The organism is Vampirovibrionales bacterium (genome assembly GCA_016712355.1).
Lineage (GTDB): Bacteria > Cyanobacteriota > Vampirovibrionia > Vampirovibrionales > Vampirovibrionaceae > JADJRF01.
On the sequence record JADJRF010000005.1, the window covers coordinates 171,109 to 185,533 of the forward strand.

Annotated in this window: 13 protein-coding genes; 5 read left to right on the forward strand and 8 right to left on the reverse strand. The window is 56.1% G+C overall.

What is annotated here, in order from left to right; translation table 11 throughout:
- Window positions 1-32 precede the first annotated feature (32 nt).
- The 4 genes from IPK79_02200 to IPK79_02215 form a co-directional block, all read right to left on the reverse strand.
- Complete coding sequence (locus IPK79_02200; GenBank protein ID MBK8189241.1) at window positions 33-1,079, reverse strand: hypothetical protein; 1,047 nt, start codon at window positions 1,077-1,079, stop codon at window positions 33-35.
- A gap of 151 nt (window positions 1,080-1,230) precedes the next feature.
- Complete coding sequence (locus IPK79_02205) at window positions 1,231-2,652, reverse strand: hypothetical protein (GenBank protein MBK8189242.1); 1,422 nt, start codon at window positions 2,650-2,652, stop codon at window positions 1,231-1,233.
- Between the two features lie 840 nt (window positions 2,653-3,492).
- Entirely contained in the window at window positions 3,493-4,560 is a 1,068-nt protein-coding gene (locus tag IPK79_02210; protein ID MBK8189243.1) for a hypothetical protein, read from the reverse strand.
- Between the two features lie 300 nt (window positions 4,561-4,860).
- Window positions 4,861-5,649, reverse strand: coding sequence for a DUF561 domain-containing protein (locus IPK79_02215; protein MBK8189244.1), 789 nt, complete (start codon window positions 5,647-5,649; stop codon window positions 4,861-4,863).
- Between the two features lie 534 nt (window positions 5,650-6,183).
- Between IPK79_02215 and IPK79_02220 the strand changes: the two genes are divergently transcribed.
- Window positions 6,184-6,393: a hypothetical protein gene (locus tag IPK79_02220; protein ID MBK8189245.1), complete on the forward strand. Its 210-nt coding sequence runs from the start codon at window positions 6,184-6,186 to the stop codon at window positions 6,391-6,393.
- Between the two features lie 15 nt (window positions 6,394-6,408).
- Here IPK79_02220 and IPK79_02225 read toward each other — a convergent pair whose 3' ends face one another.
- Window positions 6,409-6,666 (reverse strand): hypothetical protein, encoded by a 258-nt coding sequence (locus IPK79_02225; protein MBK8189246.1) that lies wholly within the window; start codon window positions 6,664-6,666, stop codon window positions 6,409-6,411.
- 634 nt (window positions 6,667-7,300) lie between these two features.
- On the opposite strand from IPK79_02225, the gene IPK79_02230 reads away from it, so the two are divergent.
- The 3 genes from IPK79_02230 (at window position 7,301) to IPK79_02240 (ending at window position 10,176) form a co-directional block, all read left to right on the forward strand.
- Window positions 7,301-8,170, forward strand: a complete 870-nt coding sequence (locus IPK79_02230; protein ID MBK8189247.1) for a HEAT repeat domain-containing protein — start codon at window positions 7,301-7,303, stop codon at window positions 8,168-8,170.
- Between the two features lie 126 nt (window positions 8,171-8,296).
- A complete protein-coding gene (locus IPK79_02235) occupies window positions 8,297-9,694 on the forward strand; it encodes a DUF1015 domain-containing protein (GenBank protein ID MBK8189248.1) in 1,398 nt (465 codons plus the stop codon).
- Window positions 9,691-10,176: an EVE domain-containing protein gene (locus tag IPK79_02240; protein MBK8189249.1), complete on the forward strand. Its 486-nt coding sequence runs from the start codon at window positions 9,691-9,693 to the stop codon at window positions 10,174-10,176. Before IPK79_02235 ends, IPK79_02240 begins: the two co-directional genes overlap by 4 nt.
- Window positions 10,177-10,180: 4 nt before the next feature.
- Here the strand turns inward: IPK79_02240 and IPK79_02245 are convergent, their stop codons facing one another.
- Window positions 10,181-10,627: a transcriptional repressor gene (locus IPK79_02245; GenBank protein ID MBK8189250.1), complete on the reverse strand. Its 447-nt coding sequence runs from the start codon at window positions 10,625-10,627 to the stop codon at window positions 10,181-10,183.
- Window positions 10,628-10,762: 135 nt separating this feature from the next.
- Here IPK79_02245 and IPK79_02250 point away from each other — a divergent pair, with 135 nt between their 5' ends.
- Window positions 10,763-11,596, forward strand: coding sequence for a hypothetical protein (locus tag IPK79_02250; GenBank protein MBK8189251.1), 834 nt, complete (start codon window positions 10,763-10,765; stop codon window positions 11,594-11,596).
- 965 nt (window positions 11,597-12,561) lie between these two features.
- Here the strand turns inward: IPK79_02250 and hutH are convergent.
- Window positions 12,562-14,106 (reverse strand): histidine ammonia-lyase, encoded by a 1,545-nt coding sequence (gene hutH, locus IPK79_02255; protein ID MBK8189252.1) that lies wholly within the window; start codon window positions 14,104-14,106, stop codon window positions 12,562-12,564.
- Window positions 14,103-14,408, reverse strand: coding sequence for a (2Fe-2S)-binding protein (locus IPK79_02260; GenBank protein ID MBK8189253.1), 306 nt, complete (start codon window positions 14,406-14,408; stop codon window positions 14,103-14,105). The genes hutH and IPK79_02260 overlap by 4 nt, the downstream gene beginning before the upstream one ends.
- Window positions 14,409-14,425 lie beyond the last annotated feature (17 nt).

Below are 14,425 nucleotides of genomic sequence, written 5' to 3' on the forward strand. Positions count from 1 at the left end.
TATCAGGAGGAAATGGTGTAGGACCATAGAAACTATTTGGAGGACGCCGTTTTGCGATGGCCTGTCGTCTCGACGGCCAGTTTATCAATTTGCGTGTAATCGAACTTCAGATATTCAAACGGCGTACGCGTCCAGCCTTCCTGCCCGTTGGGCATCAGCAGCTTCACCCAGCCAGCGCCCAATTTTTCGTTGGTAAGGTGGCCCAAATAGGGATATTCACGACCCACTTCCACTACGCCAATCTTGTCTCCGGCGTCCATCGGACGGGCGAACACATCGCCGGGTTCCAGCGCCAGGAGCTTAGGCTGCGGCGCTGCGACGGCAGGCGTCCCAGACAGGGAGGAGATAGAAGAGGAGCCAAGATCAATTTTACCCGCTGGTAGCGTGCTGAAGTTATACGCATTCAGCCGCTGAGGGACGATTTGCCCTTCCACCGAGGTTTTAACGGCCTGCACGCGGCCTTGGGGCAAGAGGTCGCCGAATACGCGGCGATCGCTTTCACGGGCGCGCTCGCGACGGGCGTCGAGTTGGGTCGTATTGGCGTTGGCCAGTACATCTGGAATCTTACCAAAAGGAATCGTCACGCCGCCTTGCAAGAACCATCCCAAGGCATTTTGGCTACCGGTCAGGGCGGCCATGCCGGGGTTATTCTGCACGCCAAACTGAAGGCCGAAGTTCGAGCGTCCCAGATTCGCATTAGGCAGGGCCAAGGGGTTACGAGGCAACACCAGCGCTGAGTTACCGCCGGAGCCGCCGCCCGAGGTGTTAGGCGAGTACAGCACAGGATTAGAATTAAGCGTGTTACTGCCGCCAACGTTATAGTTGGCGTTATTGCTCAGGTTGCCGTTGTTTGCGCCGTTAAGAGCTACGCCGGTTTGAGTGGCCTGCAAGTTATTAGAGCCGAGAATACTGCCATTGGTGATCCCCGTGTTCACGGTCGTCGAGCCTGGCGTCGATGTGGTCGTGGCTTCGCCATCGGCGTAAGCGATTGTTCCGCAGCTGGCGGCGGCCATCAATAAGGCGACCAGACTGGCGAGAAAACGGCGGTCAAAAGGCGATGTGTGCATCTTCTTCATCATGAGTAGTTGCGCTCTCTTACATAAACATCGACAAGACTGAAAAAGGACGTCCGCGCGTTGCGGGTGAACGGAATAAGGCTAGGGGGAATCCCGGATCCCTCACCGGTGAAGGTGGGGATCCGGGAAAAGGGTTTCGGGATTGAGTAGACGACTACGGGGCGGGGTTGTAGCTGCCGCCGATGATCGTCGTGCTGCCCGAGGCGTTGATGTTCGAGCTGTTGGAGAGGTTGCCCGAAGACGCGCCGTTGATGGCAACGCCGGTGTCAACCGCTTGCAGGCTCGACTGACCCAGAACGGAGTCGGACACCGTGCCGGTGTTGACCACGCCGTTACCGGGGACGCCGCCGCCGTTGAAGGTCACGTCGCCATCGAGGATGTTGGAGTGATCGGTGGCCACGTTGCCGTTGATAACGCTGGAAGCGCCGTCATCGACGTTGATGAAGCCGCTTTGCGTCGTGCTGAAGTCGTTGTAGCTGTCGTTGACAGATTTGTCGTTCAGCATGTCGCTCAGCGTGTTGTAGCTGGCATTGACAGACTTATCGTTGCCCACGTCGGTCAGAGTGTTGAAGCTCTGGTCGGCGTTTTGCGACTTGTCATTACCGACGTCGGTCAGCGAGTTGTGGCTGGCAACCGATTTGTCGTTCTGGAAGTCGGATTGGTTGTTGGATTTGTCGTTGCCGAAGTCGCTGTTGTAGCTATCGTTCACCGACTTATCGTTGGCGATGTCGCTGGCTTGAACATCGACGTTGGTCGAGTTGTCGTTTTGCGAATCGTTTTGCGATTTGTCGTTGCCGATATCCGACAGGTTGGTCGACTTGTCGTTTTGGAAATCCGACTGGTTGTTGGATTTATCGTTGCCAATGTCGCTGGCCTGAACATCCAGGCTGTTGTTGCTGTCATTGGTCGACTTGTCGTTTTGGAAGTCGGATTGGGTCGTGGTCGTCGTAGTCGAGTTGTCGTTTTGCGAATCGTTTTGCGATTTGTCGTTGCCGATATCGCTGGCGTCAACGTCAACTTTCGTTTTGGTGGAGTTGTCGCTGTTGTTGTTGCCAACGTTGTCCAGCGAGTTGTCGTTTTGCGAATCGTTTTGCGATTTGTCGTTGCCGATGTCGCTGGCTTGAACGTCAACTTCCGTGTTGGTGGAGTTGTCGCTGTTGTTGTTGCCAACGTTATCCAGCGAATTGTCGTTCTGGGAATCGGCTTGGTTGTTGTTTTGCGAATCGTTTTGCGATTTGTCGTTGCCGATGTCGCTGGCGTCAACGTCAAGCTCGGTTTCCGTGGAGTTGTCGCTGTTGTTGTTGCCAACGTTATCCAGCGAATTGTCGTTTTGGGAATCGGCTTGGTTGTTGTTTTGCGAATCGTTCTGCGATTTGTCGTTCAACAGGTCGCTGGCTTGGACATCGACGTTGGTCGAGTTGTCAGCGTTGTTGTTGTTACCGACGTCGCTGAGGGAGTTATCGCTGCTGGAGTTGTCGCTGTTGGGGTTGCCGATTTGCTGGGCAAACGAATTGCCCATTGCAACGGTACCCACCAACGAGATGGACAGCGCCAGGGTGAGGAGCTTCTTGTTCATCTTGAGGGGTTCCTTTTCTTTCAACACACAGATTAACGAATTACGACTATAAACATGTTGGTCCGACCGCATATAGGCCGAGGACAATCAAGGGACTCTCGCCGCCTTGGCGGACAACGTCTCTCCTGACACTATCGCTTTTATCAAGCAAGGCAAACGCACCAGAAAAAACGCACACTATCAAGCAAAGCCCCGGCACTCCTGCGACCTGATGGTCGGGAGACCAGAGTTTCATCTTCTTCGTGCCAAACCACGCCCGTTTCACCAACTTGGCTTAACGAAAGAGTGATTTGTCCGTCACTCAACTGGAATTGTTAAGTGATGCTCACCTTACGGGAATACAGGATCGTTTGTCCAGCATGGATTTCAGAAGATACCAAAAGTTAAAAATAACAGCTTAATTTATTTTATGGCGAAAAAATTAATGAAGCGTTTGAAACGCTTGGCCGAGGCGGGCTTTACAAATGTTACGTTACGCATGCGCCATTGACGTGCCGCTCCAGCCACCCCCTCGCAATGGTTCACGTGCCCGTCAGGGCATCATGACGACCTCCTCAAAAGCATCCTTGATGCCGACATTTCACGAACAAATGTAAAGATAACCGTTTTTTGGGTCTATAAACTTTTAAGAAAATATATGCATACTATTTACACTGCGTTATAAACGCTCGCGTCTCATGCATCCCCAATCATATTCAAACAAGACGTCCAGAAGCGCTCTCCTGCGATGGCTTCTCACATGAGCTTGCGCCAGACGGGGGATCTTATAAAAGAGAATAAGATGTTCCAGCGAGTTCCAACGCAGCAGGAGACGCGGACGACCATGCCGTGTCGTGAGGCCTAGGGAATAGGAACGCGGATCACGCGCGCACCCTCGGGAGATTGAGCCAGTTTGGCGCCCGGATAAACGACGACCACGCCGTTACCGCCTTCAAATACAATAACGCCGGAAACGCGCGTGCCCGACAACAGCTCAATGCGTTGTTCAGGGGCGTTTTTCTCACCTGAACCGCTGGCCTTGCCATGGGATTTAACCTGAGAGTCGCCGCCTGCGCCTGTCGGAGTCGGCCAGCCAGGCCCCTGGACGAGCGGCGCTTTTTGCGTCCGGGCGCGGTATTGGTCGTAGGTAGCGGGGCCCTCGGCGCCAATGCGCTTTCCATTGATATAGACCGCGCCATCAGGCGTTAATACCGTAGTTTTGCCGGACGCGCCCTTAACCGTATAACCGTTAACGCTGGAAAGACCGCCCTCGCTGATGTGGATAGTGGTTTGTCCGTTACCCGCCTGAACGGTCGCATTCGACGAGACCACCACGCCAGACCCGATGAACACGCCGCCGCCCGTGGTTATATCCGACCTGTCGAACGGTACGCTGACGCGAATATCGCCCACTTCTGAGTTCTCCAGGCGGGTAGGCGTGGTTCCGCCAATCCGCAAGACGCCTGTTATACGAGAGTCGTTGGCATCAATATAATCTCCGGCCGTGACGTCGCCTTGTACGGCGCTTTGACGCAAGACGACCGAACGTCCTGCGCGCAAGGAGCCATCCGCCTGAACAGCTTCCATCAAGAGGGTTTGTCCCGCCGTCACATCGCGCGCCTCGGGGCATCGCACCAGTGACACGTCGCGTCCAGCCGTAAGCGGAGCGCTTAATACGCTATTTTCGGCGCGTACCGTTCGGCCAGCTGTAGTCATTCCCCGAACGGTGACGTCTTTCAAGTGGACATCACGACCCGCCGTAATCGAATCGACAGTTTCCCCGGACAGAGAGACGTCAGCGCCGCTACGAACCGCTTCCACAATAGAAGCCGACTGCGGCTGAGCACCACACTGATGTGTCATGGCGCCCAACAAGAAAGGGGCGATCAGCAGGGATACAACAGCAGCCGACCGAAAAGAATGACGCATGAGCGAACTCCTGATTAAAGGCAAAGGAGAAATACCGTCCCCCAAAAGGGGAAACGACCTCTTGTAGGGCCGTCTTCTATATATAAGAATGATACGTGCCGAATAGAGCGCCACTCGCTTGCGCGAGCTACTCTTGTCCTGACGACGCCCAACCCGCTCAGAGGTTCCCCTGATGACGCGCGGCGTGTCACTCTTTTCTGATCAAAAGCGGTACGGACCGGCGCCCACCGACCCAAAACAACACGCCCAGAGGGAGGGGATTTGCTTTAAAACGTCTCTGCGGCGCGGGGATAAAACCTGTCAGGCCCGAGCGCTGGCAGCGTAAGGCGAAAGAAAGGGCGCATGGGCACAACGACCCACTTCCAGCATCATCCGCTCGATACGCTCTACCATGGCATCCATGGTCGGCAAAGCGCTCACGGCGCGACCCACGCCAACCGCAGCAGCGCCTGACTCCAGCGCGCGGCGCACGTTGTCGAGATCGATACCGCTAGCGGCCATTACCGGCGTCGAGACGTGAGACGCCAAGATGCGGGCGTTATTCAGGGTGATTTCAAATTTTTCTTCAGCGCTCAGCGCTTTCATTGTGGGCTGGGCGGAAACGACGCGTGCCGCGCCTTCTGTCTGAAGCATATCAACGCCCATTGCGGCGAGACGTTCGGCCAAAGAGAGCTGAGTATCCAGCGACAAGTGCCCCGGAATGGTCACACAAGTCATTACATCCTGCGAATCAACCCCGGCCAGAGTTTTACGGGCGATGTTCAGCACTTCTTCCGGCGTCAGAAACAGGCCTTCTTCGTAAAGGGCGTCATAGTTTCCAATTTCCAGAACATCAGCCCCATGGGCCGCAGCTTCTATGAGGGCATCGGGGCGAATACACGAGACAAAGACCGGCAGATCCGTCATCGCGCGTACAGCGCTGACGATGTCCGGGCGAGCGGCCACGTCAACGGCGGTGGCGCGGGCAATGGTCGCCGCCTGCGTCACGCGCTGGACGTGCAGGCGATCAAAGTTAGCGATACCCGCAATCACTTTGACGGCGCGACGTTGGCGCAGGGCTTGCAATAAAGCTTGGCGTCTGGGGTTCATGATCGGCTGACCTCTGGCTGCGTCGCCGCGAGGGCGACTCAATTGTTACACTTAGGTGTTACACTTAGGGGGACCCGGAGATGGGGGGATTCGCCTGCTGCGCGGTATCAAACAAGTCACTTGGAGCAGAGGGAATAAACACAGGCAATAAAAATCGAAAAATAAGGATCCAGCGCCTTATTGCGCCTTGCGATGTCATCCCACAGAGAAGAGCGCGTGTCAACGAGCGAGACACTCCGGCTCGCTCCTCGACAATCGTCCCAATCCAAAACTCGCCCTGCAAGGCATCCCTCTCACGAGCAGGTATGTCTTGCAACGGCAGGCTTCTCAGGGCTTTTTAAAAATGCTATGATAATAACAAACCTTCGCTTTAAGCCGCTTTACGGTCCAGAACGGAGGACATGTCATCTATTTTTATTTCATTTTGTTTCACTAAATTCCAATTTTTCAGGTTGATTTTGTAATCTGCTCACACCCTGCCGAACGCTCCATCGCGAGCGATTCGGCTGGGGATCAGTTAAAGAGGAGTCTGCTATGGATGCCCTGTCGGGCCTTGGGGCCGTTACGACGCATCAAATAGCCGTAGCCGCCACCCAGAGCGGGAAGTTGCATGAGACGGGCGCACCCGCCTCGACTGACGCACAGGAAGCGAAACGCGCGCAAGAAGTGACACGCAATATAAATCGCGCTTTAAAAAACCAGCGTCAACGCGCCGGGGCCTCTCAAAAAGGCGTTTTGGCTTAAGGGCTTTGTCGTTCGTCAGCGCTTGCGGAGAGACGGCCGTGAAGACGGCTGTCGATACACGCGGTCTTTTTGCGTAAAAAAATCATCGAATAGGGGCTTTGACAACCGGTCCAACTGACGCAGATTCACCGGGCCCAAAACAGATAGAATATTTTGAATATCGCTCTGAGGGCCTCCAGATAACCGGAAATGGGCAGGGGCGGCTTGCGCAGAACAAAACGTCGCCAACATCAGCGCGACGGGCAAGACGCCGTAAGAAGTACGTTTCATCATCGGGACACCTCCATGCAGTTCCCCATAACGGGGCGAGGATGGGGCGCACGGCGCACAGAGCGCCGCAGCATACGGATTTAAAAGTAAAAACGCCTGACGTCGCTCAATTGCGCACGTCCTGAAAAAATCTTCTGACGCAGGCGTCTGGTCGGCAGCGCCTGCGCATTCTGAATAAACCTTATGCCACTTTCTTACTGTAACGAATAACGCCCCCCGCCGACAATCCGCCACTTAGCCTAATCCCTCGGGAGAATGGGCCCGCAATTATGAAGCATTGTAATCTCTTGTCGCGCGCGTCAAACTCCGACAAGCGGCGGCCTTGAGAAAAATCTAAAGTTTTTCTGTACGAAAGCGGAGAAAATTGGTAAGATAGTGTACAAGTCACCCTAATCCAATTCCTTGTCCGACCGCCCCTTGCGAGAGTCCCCAAAGGTAACAGTATTGTTACACCGGTGTTCTTCCCCCGCAACTTTTTGAGCAAATGGCTTTTTATGCCAATGAGCGTGTTTTGGGACGAATGCCGTTACGGGGAATGCTGATTCACCGGCGGTCGGAGCCATCATCAAAAGCGTCGTCGCTGGGGTGACGATTCAAGCAATGCTTACGGTGATTATTTCGGGAGGATCTGTTTTATATGGTAAGCAAAACTGGCGTTAAAAAATCGCCTGCTGCGAAAACATTCGAAGAGTTACTCGAAGAGCTTCTAAACAGCCCATCGGAGAAAGTTCGCTACAACGCCGCCCGCGTCCTGGGAGAAATGGGGGACATGACGGCGGTCGATCCGTTAATCGAAGTGCTGCGCCATGATAAAAACGGCTCGGTTCGTCTGTACGCCGCGCGCGCCTTGGGCGAGCTGGGCGATCCCGCCGCCACCGAACCACTGATTGAATCGCTTCGCGATGACCGTAACGTTGACGTCCGCGTTCGCGCCGCGCGCGCCTTGGGTCGTCTTGGCGGCGAAGAAGTGGTGCTGCCGTTGGTGGAAGCTCTCAGCGACGGCAACAGCCAGGTCTGTATGACAGCGGCGGACGCCCTCGTTGAAATTGGTAAAATCGCCGTGGGCCCGTTACTGCGCAGTCTTAAACATGAGAAGGTCAACGTGCGTTGCGACGCCACGCGCGCTTTGGGCGAACTCGGCGACGCCACCGCTGTTGAGCCGCTCATTGAGATGCTGACCGACGAATGGGTCAACGTGCGTATCTACGCGGTGCAATCGCTGGGCAAGCTAAACGATTCGCGCGCCGTTCCCGCCTTGATCAAGGTGCTGGAAAACAGCAGCGAAAACGATCTCGTCCGGGCTGGCGCCGCAGCCGCGCTGGGTCTGCTTAAAGACGCGCGCGCCCTGCTGCCCCTGCGCGACCTCATCGTGCAGGCCGACGAACTGGGCGAAATCGAAGACACGGCCCTGAAAGCCTATAAAATGATCATGGCCGCTAACTGGAAAGCCGTCCCCGGCGCGACAGCCGCTAAAAAGGCCGCCACGTCGCAAAGCGCCAAAAAATAAACCTGAATCCTATCCAAATCGTCTGCCGCCCTGCGAATCAACTCCGCAGGGCGGCTTGGATTTTTAGGAAGGGTGTTTATCGTAAAATGAGCGCTATACGGACAGCGCTTATCTAACGGAGGCTTTATGGTTCAGATTTTCCCATTTCGCGGTCTACGTTACGCGTTGACCGCAGGCGACTCTCTCAGCGATGTCACGGCGCCGCCCTATGACGTCATTGAACCTGCGCATCAAGCGCGGCTGTACGATCGCCATCCCGCCAACGTGGTCCGGTTGATTCTCAATCGAAAAGAATCCGGCGATACTTGCGACAATAATCCTTATACTCGCGCTGACGGGTTTTTACGACAATGGCAACGCGAAGGTATTCTCACCGCAGACACAAAGCCTTGCCTCCTGGCCTACTCTCAGAAATGGACGCCTGCCGGATATGAGGCGCCGGTAGAGAGAAAGGGTATGATCGCCCTCTTACGCCTTACTCCTCCAGAAGAACGGCAAGTGCTTCCGCATGAACGGACAATTGACAAGTATGTCAGCGATCGCATTACGCTTTCTAAAACCACCGGCGCGAATCTCAGCCAGATTTTTATGATTTACGGCGATCCGCAACGCTTTATCGAGCGCGAACTGTTTGACGCGTCCGCCGCCCAAGGGGCCGATTGGCTCAGCGCAACCGATGAAGATGGCGTCTGCCACCGCCTCCGCTCGGTCGACGATACAGAGACGCTGACGGCGATTCAACGGCATTTTGAAGACAAAACCCTGCTCATCGCCGATGGTCATCACCGGTATAAAACCGCTCTCACGCTACAACGCGAGGCGCGCGAACGAATTAAAGCCCTCCAGGGACAGGAACCGGCGCCCGGAACCTTGCTCAGCGATTACGTCATGGCATTTTTCGCCAATATGGACGACCCAGGCCTGCTCGTCTTCCCGACCCATCGCGCGCTGACCCGCTGGCCGCAGGGCTGGTCACGAGAACGGCTGGAAGCGGCTTTATCTCAGACCTTCGATTGCCTGCCCCCAGAGGCGTTTGACAGCGACCCGCAAACGATTCTATATGAAGGCCAGGGCGGGGCTCCGAGGTGGACCCTGCGTCTGAAATCCACAGACGGTTTGGGCGATTTGCCCGCCGTGATGCGCGATTTTGACGCGGCAATTCTGGATAAAATCGTCATAGAAGGTTATTTTCAGAGTGATGCGCCGACCTTAAAGGCCGACAAAATCCTCTGGTTTGATCGTAGCGAAGCTTCCGTACGCGACATGACGGCCCAGGGCGACGCGGTTGCGGCTTTTTACCTACATGCGCCCTCTGTTCGACATGTGCAACGGATTTGTGCGGCAGGCGAACTCATGCCGCAAAAATCCACGTATTTCTATCCTAAAATCCTGAGCGGTCTGACGCTTTATAGCCATCGGGGCTTCGAGAGCGCTTCCGGCTGCGCGTTGAGTGGCGTCGTCGAAGGCGTTCAGCCTCTCGCCAAAGATTTCTGGCCTTTAGAAGCAGAATTGGCGCGCCGATGAGCAATCTTGAATCCCCTGAGCCACAGTATTGGCTGACGGTCGGCTCGCGGGAGAATTTTGAGATTTCCCGCGCCCGAGGATTTAATCTGCTGGGAATCAAATCGACGCACCGCAAAAAGGCGGCGCAAATCCGTCCGGGCGATGGCGTATTGTACTACCTCACCGGATTGATGGTTCTGGCAGGCGGCGTGAGCGTGCAATCGGAAATGTTTGAGGATGAAACGCAGGTTTGGACGTGTTCCTCAGTAAAAAACGGCAAACCAGAAGTCTATCCATACCGTTTTCACATTAAGCCCACGCTTATCGCGCCTTCTGAAAGTGGCTTTCTCCCTGTCCGCGAAATCCGGGAGCAACTCGCCTACCTGCGCAAGTGGCCCGAAAAGAACTGGACACTGGGCTTTCAAGGAAACCTGCATTTATGGCCCGAGTCAGATTTCCGTTTGGCGTATGCGGCGCTAACCGAGCGTTTACAACGCTCTTAACTGGTTATTGGCACTGGGCGCACAACCCCAAAAACTCCATCTGGTGCGCACGCACCCGAAAGCGATTCAGGCGTGCCGCCGAGGCCGAAACCGCATCCACGCCGGGACAGGCGACTTCTTCAACCGAATGACAGCCTTGGCAGATCAAGAGATGATGGCAGCCAGATGAGTCGTGATGAGCGGGCGCTGCGTCATCAATCGCGCATTTAAGCGCTTTGCCACTGCCCATAAGGCGATGGATCAAGTGGCTCTCTTCCAGACGCTCCAGAATCCGATACACGCTGACCGTATCCACTTTTTCGCCACGCTGGACCAGTCGCTCGGCAATTTCGTAAGGCGAGAGCGGTTCGCGAGCCATATCCAGCGTCTCAATCACCAGCCGGCGAGCCCGCGTTAAGCGAAACCCCTTTTGTTTAAGCGTTTCAAGCGCCAGCGGCGCGTATCCAGACATGGCGGCGGCCTTCCTGCCTTATGTGACAGCCTCAACAAGAGGCGCTTGACGCAAGGTAATGAGCAAGCGTATCCTGTTAATGCAATATTATTGCAAGAGCTTTATTTCGTCCACCATAACCCCTTTGATTGACTGATGACCGCTGCCAGCTATCCCGTAGCGTTGTTCGGGACGCCGCCCTATGGAGCCCCCGGCCTAACGGCTGCAAGCGTTTTATCGCCGCTTCCTGCAAACGGCGGTGGGGCTCATCACGCGCGGTATTTTCAGACTTTCGCTTCGCCAGCGCGGCCCCGCGCCGTTGATGCCAACGCCGGCAGCCATCAACGCCATACCCCCGCCCCAGTGGCCGCGTTCGCGCAAGGGGTAGGGCTCATTATGCTAGGGCTAATGCTGAACCGGATTCCGCCGCGCCCGTCGGCTTTTGAGCTGGTTTCCACGCGCGTGGAAGACTGGGCCAAAATGGCGCTGGGCGTGATCGCTACCGACAAATTCAATGCGGCCTTCGACGCCAAGCCCCCCGCCTGGCTTCAGGGACTAGAAACCGTTACTGCGTTGACGTTTATCTCCCAAGGTTTGCAGAAAAAAGGTTGGAAGCATTTTCCGCTGTTGGCCCTAGGCGTCCCTGCACTGGTACAGGTTACGCAATGGGCGAGCGAACAGGTCGACGCCGCCCTCGATGAACGTCAAAGCGACATACCACGATGGATTCCAAAAACAGCGCTGGGTATTGCCTCTACCGTGGCAGGCGTTCTGGGACTGCGAGGGGTCATCCAGTCCCAGTGGTATCGCAGCGCTATCGGCCGATTAAGCGGCGATACCGCCGCAGGACAGGTCGTCGGCGCAGAAGCTGTGGTGTGCAGTCGGTGCGGCGGAGCGCATCTGTTGTGTATGGAAGAAATCAGTGATTTTGTCGGCGTCATGGCCTCGTGGGCGCATGACCAGTTTAAATTGGGAAACGCGCACTCATGAGAGTCCCGCCGTCTTCGGGTAGAATCGTCTCTCCAACGCCTTTATTTGGCCATCGTCTGCCGGACGGCTCAGATTGTACAGGCGGGCACGCTTCTCACGTCCACCTGCCCCCCAAACGGGAACATGCGCCTAAGGCGGCGCCACCTTCATCCATCACACGGTTTTTCCGGGCGCTTTGGCAGTGGATTGGGGAATTCTTTCGTGATTGCGCATCGCTGGCGAAAGGGCCGGACCCGTCGCACACCGCTCATTAACTTCGCCGCCTAAGAAAAAGGGGAGGGTCCCCCGTCCTCCCCAACCGGAAAGTAGCCGGTTAAACGGCTGTCGCTGAGCGCATAGAGCTCTTCAAGAGCCTTACGCGCCCCGCAATAACCTCAAGCAACGAGAATATAAACGTCGCAGAAAACTAAGGACAGCGGCGACGTAATCCCCTGCATTTTTTCATGGTCCCCTCCTGAACGAGCGCACGGCAAAACCAATCCATCACATCGCTACATCGCTAAGGATTCTAGGTGGTAAGGATCATTAGCGGCCTTCGCGTCCCCTCAATGCGCCGCTTCTCCTTCGATAGATTTCATTATTATACCGATCGTTGCATTCAACTGAAAGTCCAAACCGGAAACTTTATCGCGGGCGTCCCGCCTGACGCGGCACGGGTTTATACCGAGGATATAAAAGACAATTCTTTACTATTAACACCACCTATGCGCCATGCAAAACGATCATTGGCAGAGAATTAATCCTTCGCGCCATAAACAGACGCGAGTACGCCCCAGAGCTTAAATAGAAACTATTCCCAGAAAATCGGCGGAAGAACCTGTCACCGATATGCTCCCTTGGCTATCCATGCCGCGGACGGTTCAAAATATGGCGCGCAATAATCCCCTGTTTTTAACCGAATTAATGAAAACCAGCTTCCTGCGCATGATGGGCCTAGGGCCTTTCGCCCAGAAATAAAAATGGTGTCACAAAGGCCCCGTCACGGCTTCGACGGCGCCCAGCCATTGGTCATCGGCAATGCCCTGCGCCACGCGTCGCACATCGTCTGCACAGCTTCGATCCGCTTCTAACGGCGGAATAACCGCGCGAATTGCCTGATACGCCGCCCAAACGCCTTTGCCCGGCATCGCGCCCTTTCGGAATTCCAGCCCTTGCGCGGCGCACAGCAATTCGGCGGCCACAATCCAACGGACGTTTTCCAGAATTTGAGCCGCCTTACGGGCGGCCAGCGCGCCCATGCTGACATGATCTTCCTTATCGTTGGACGTCGGGATCGAATCCACGCACGCCGGATGCGCCAGCGTCTTATTTTCGGACGCCAGCGAAGCAGCGGCGTAGTGGACGATCATCATGCCGGAGTTCAGCCCTGGATGAGAGGAGTGACCCGTCAAAAAAGCAGGGAGACCACTGAAAACCGGATTCATTAACTTGTCGATGCGGCGTTCGGCGATACTGCCCAGTTCGGCCAGCGCCACGGCCATCGCGTCGAGGGCCATAGCGACCGGTTCTCCGTGAAAATTACCCTGAGAGACGACATCGCCATCAGGAAATACCAGCGGATTGTCCGTAACGGCGTTAGCCTCGATTTCCAGCGTACGCCGCGCGGCAGCCAGCGCATCCCACACGGCGCCATGCACCTGTGGAATGCAGCGCAGCGAATAAGGATCCTGTACTTTCGCGCAGTCGCGATGAGACGCCATAATCTCGCTGTGGGCGAGCAGGCGCCGCATAACTGCCGCCGATCGCGCATGACCCGGATGCGGACGCAGTTCAGCGACCCGCGCGTCAAAAGGCCGAACGCTGCCGCGAACCGCCTCAACCGTCATTGCGGCGGCTATTTCTGCGGTGAGGGCAAGACGCTCGGCCTGCAAGAGCGTGAGGGATCCTAGCGCCGTCATCATTTGCGTGCCATTCAGCAACGCCAGCCCTTCCTTCGCCTTAAGCGTCAAAGGCGTCAGCCCCGCCGCCGCTAATGCGTCTGCGGCCGGAATCGGCCGACCTCCCGAGGAATCCAATACCCAGCCTTCTCCTATCAACGGTAACGCCAGGTGGGCCAAAGGCGCGAGATCGCCGCTTGCGCCCAAAGACCCCTGAGAGGGCACAGCGGGATGAACCCGTCGATTGAGTAACGCCAGCAATTGCGTAATCACCTCTGGCCGCACGCCGCTATAGCCTTGGGCAAGGGTATTGGCGCGCAACAGCAGCATTGCGCGTACGACGCGCGCCTCTAACAAAGGTCCGGCCCCTGCCGCATGGCTTCGGAGCAGATTCAATTGCAACGCGTCGACATCTTGCGGGGCGATGCGAACGTCGCTTAAGGCGCCGAAGCCGGTATTCACGCCATAGGCTGCTTCTCCCCGCTCCAGAATCGCATCTATGACAGCTCGGGACGCCAGAACGCCTTGCAGAGCGTCATCGGTCAAAGACGTCTCAATTGAGCAGAGCGGATCGGCAATCTGCGCGATGATTTCCAAGGTCAGATCGCGGCCCGTTAAGGGGAGGCTCTTCACGGACCTAACGGGCCGAAATCCGCAGGCATTTCGCGGGGGCGCACCGTGATATCGCCTGTGGGACGGCACTGACACGAAAGCCGTTCGTTCGGTCCCAGATAAAACACCGGCTCTTCCAGATGCGTCTTGGCATTGAGATGCTCTGCGCCAGCGACAATCTCGATGATGCAATTACAGCATGCGCCCATACCGCCGCAACGGTCGTGGACCTCGACGCCCAAGGCGTGTGCAGCGTCGCGGAGGGTGGCAACGCCGTCAATTTCGATTGATTGGCCGGTGGGCAAAAACAGAATCCGCGACATAAACCCCTTCAGACTGC

Coding starts and splice junctions, on each gene's coding strand:
- IPK79_02200 (MBK8189241.1), bottom strand. CDS start 1,079: ATGATGAAGAAGATGCACACATCGCCTTTTGACCGCCGTTTTCTCGCC.
- IPK79_02205 (MBK8189242.1), bottom strand. CDS start 2,652: ATGAACAAGAAGCTCCTCACCCTGGCGCTGTCCATCTCGTTGGTGGGT.
- IPK79_02210 (MBK8189243.1), bottom strand. CDS start 4,560: ATGCGTCATTCTTTTCGGTCGGCTGCTGTTGTATCCCTGCTGATCGCC.
- IPK79_02215 (MBK8189244.1), bottom strand. CDS start 5,649: ATGAACCCCAGACGCCAAGCTTTATTGCAAGCCCTGCGCCAACGTCGC.
- IPK79_02220 (MBK8189245.1), top strand. CDS start 6,184: ATGGATGCCCTGTCGGGCCTTGGGGCCGTTACGACGCATCAAATAGCC.
- IPK79_02225 (MBK8189246.1), bottom strand. CDS start 6,666: ATGATGAAACGTACTTCTTACGGCGTCTTGCCCGTCGCGCTGATGTTG.
- IPK79_02230 (MBK8189247.1), top strand. CDS start 7,301: ATGGTAAGCAAAACTGGCGTTAAAAAATCGCCTGCTGCGAAAACATTC.
- IPK79_02235 (MBK8189248.1), top strand. CDS start 8,297: ATGGTTCAGATTTTCCCATTTCGCGGTCTACGTTACGCGTTGACCGCA.
- IPK79_02240 (MBK8189249.1), top strand. CDS start 9,691: ATGAGCAATCTTGAATCCCCTGAGCCACAGTATTGGCTGACGGTCGGC.
- IPK79_02245 (MBK8189250.1), bottom strand. CDS start 10,627: ATGTCTGGATACGCGCCGCTGGCGCTTGAAACGCTTAAACAAAAGGGG.
- IPK79_02250 (MBK8189251.1), top strand. CDS start 10,763: ATGACCGCTGCCAGCTATCCCGTAGCGTTGTTCGGGACGCCGCCCTAT.
- IPK79_02260 (MBK8189253.1), bottom strand. CDS start 14,408: ATGTCGCGGATTCTGTTTTTGCCCACCGGCCAATCAATCGAAATTGAC.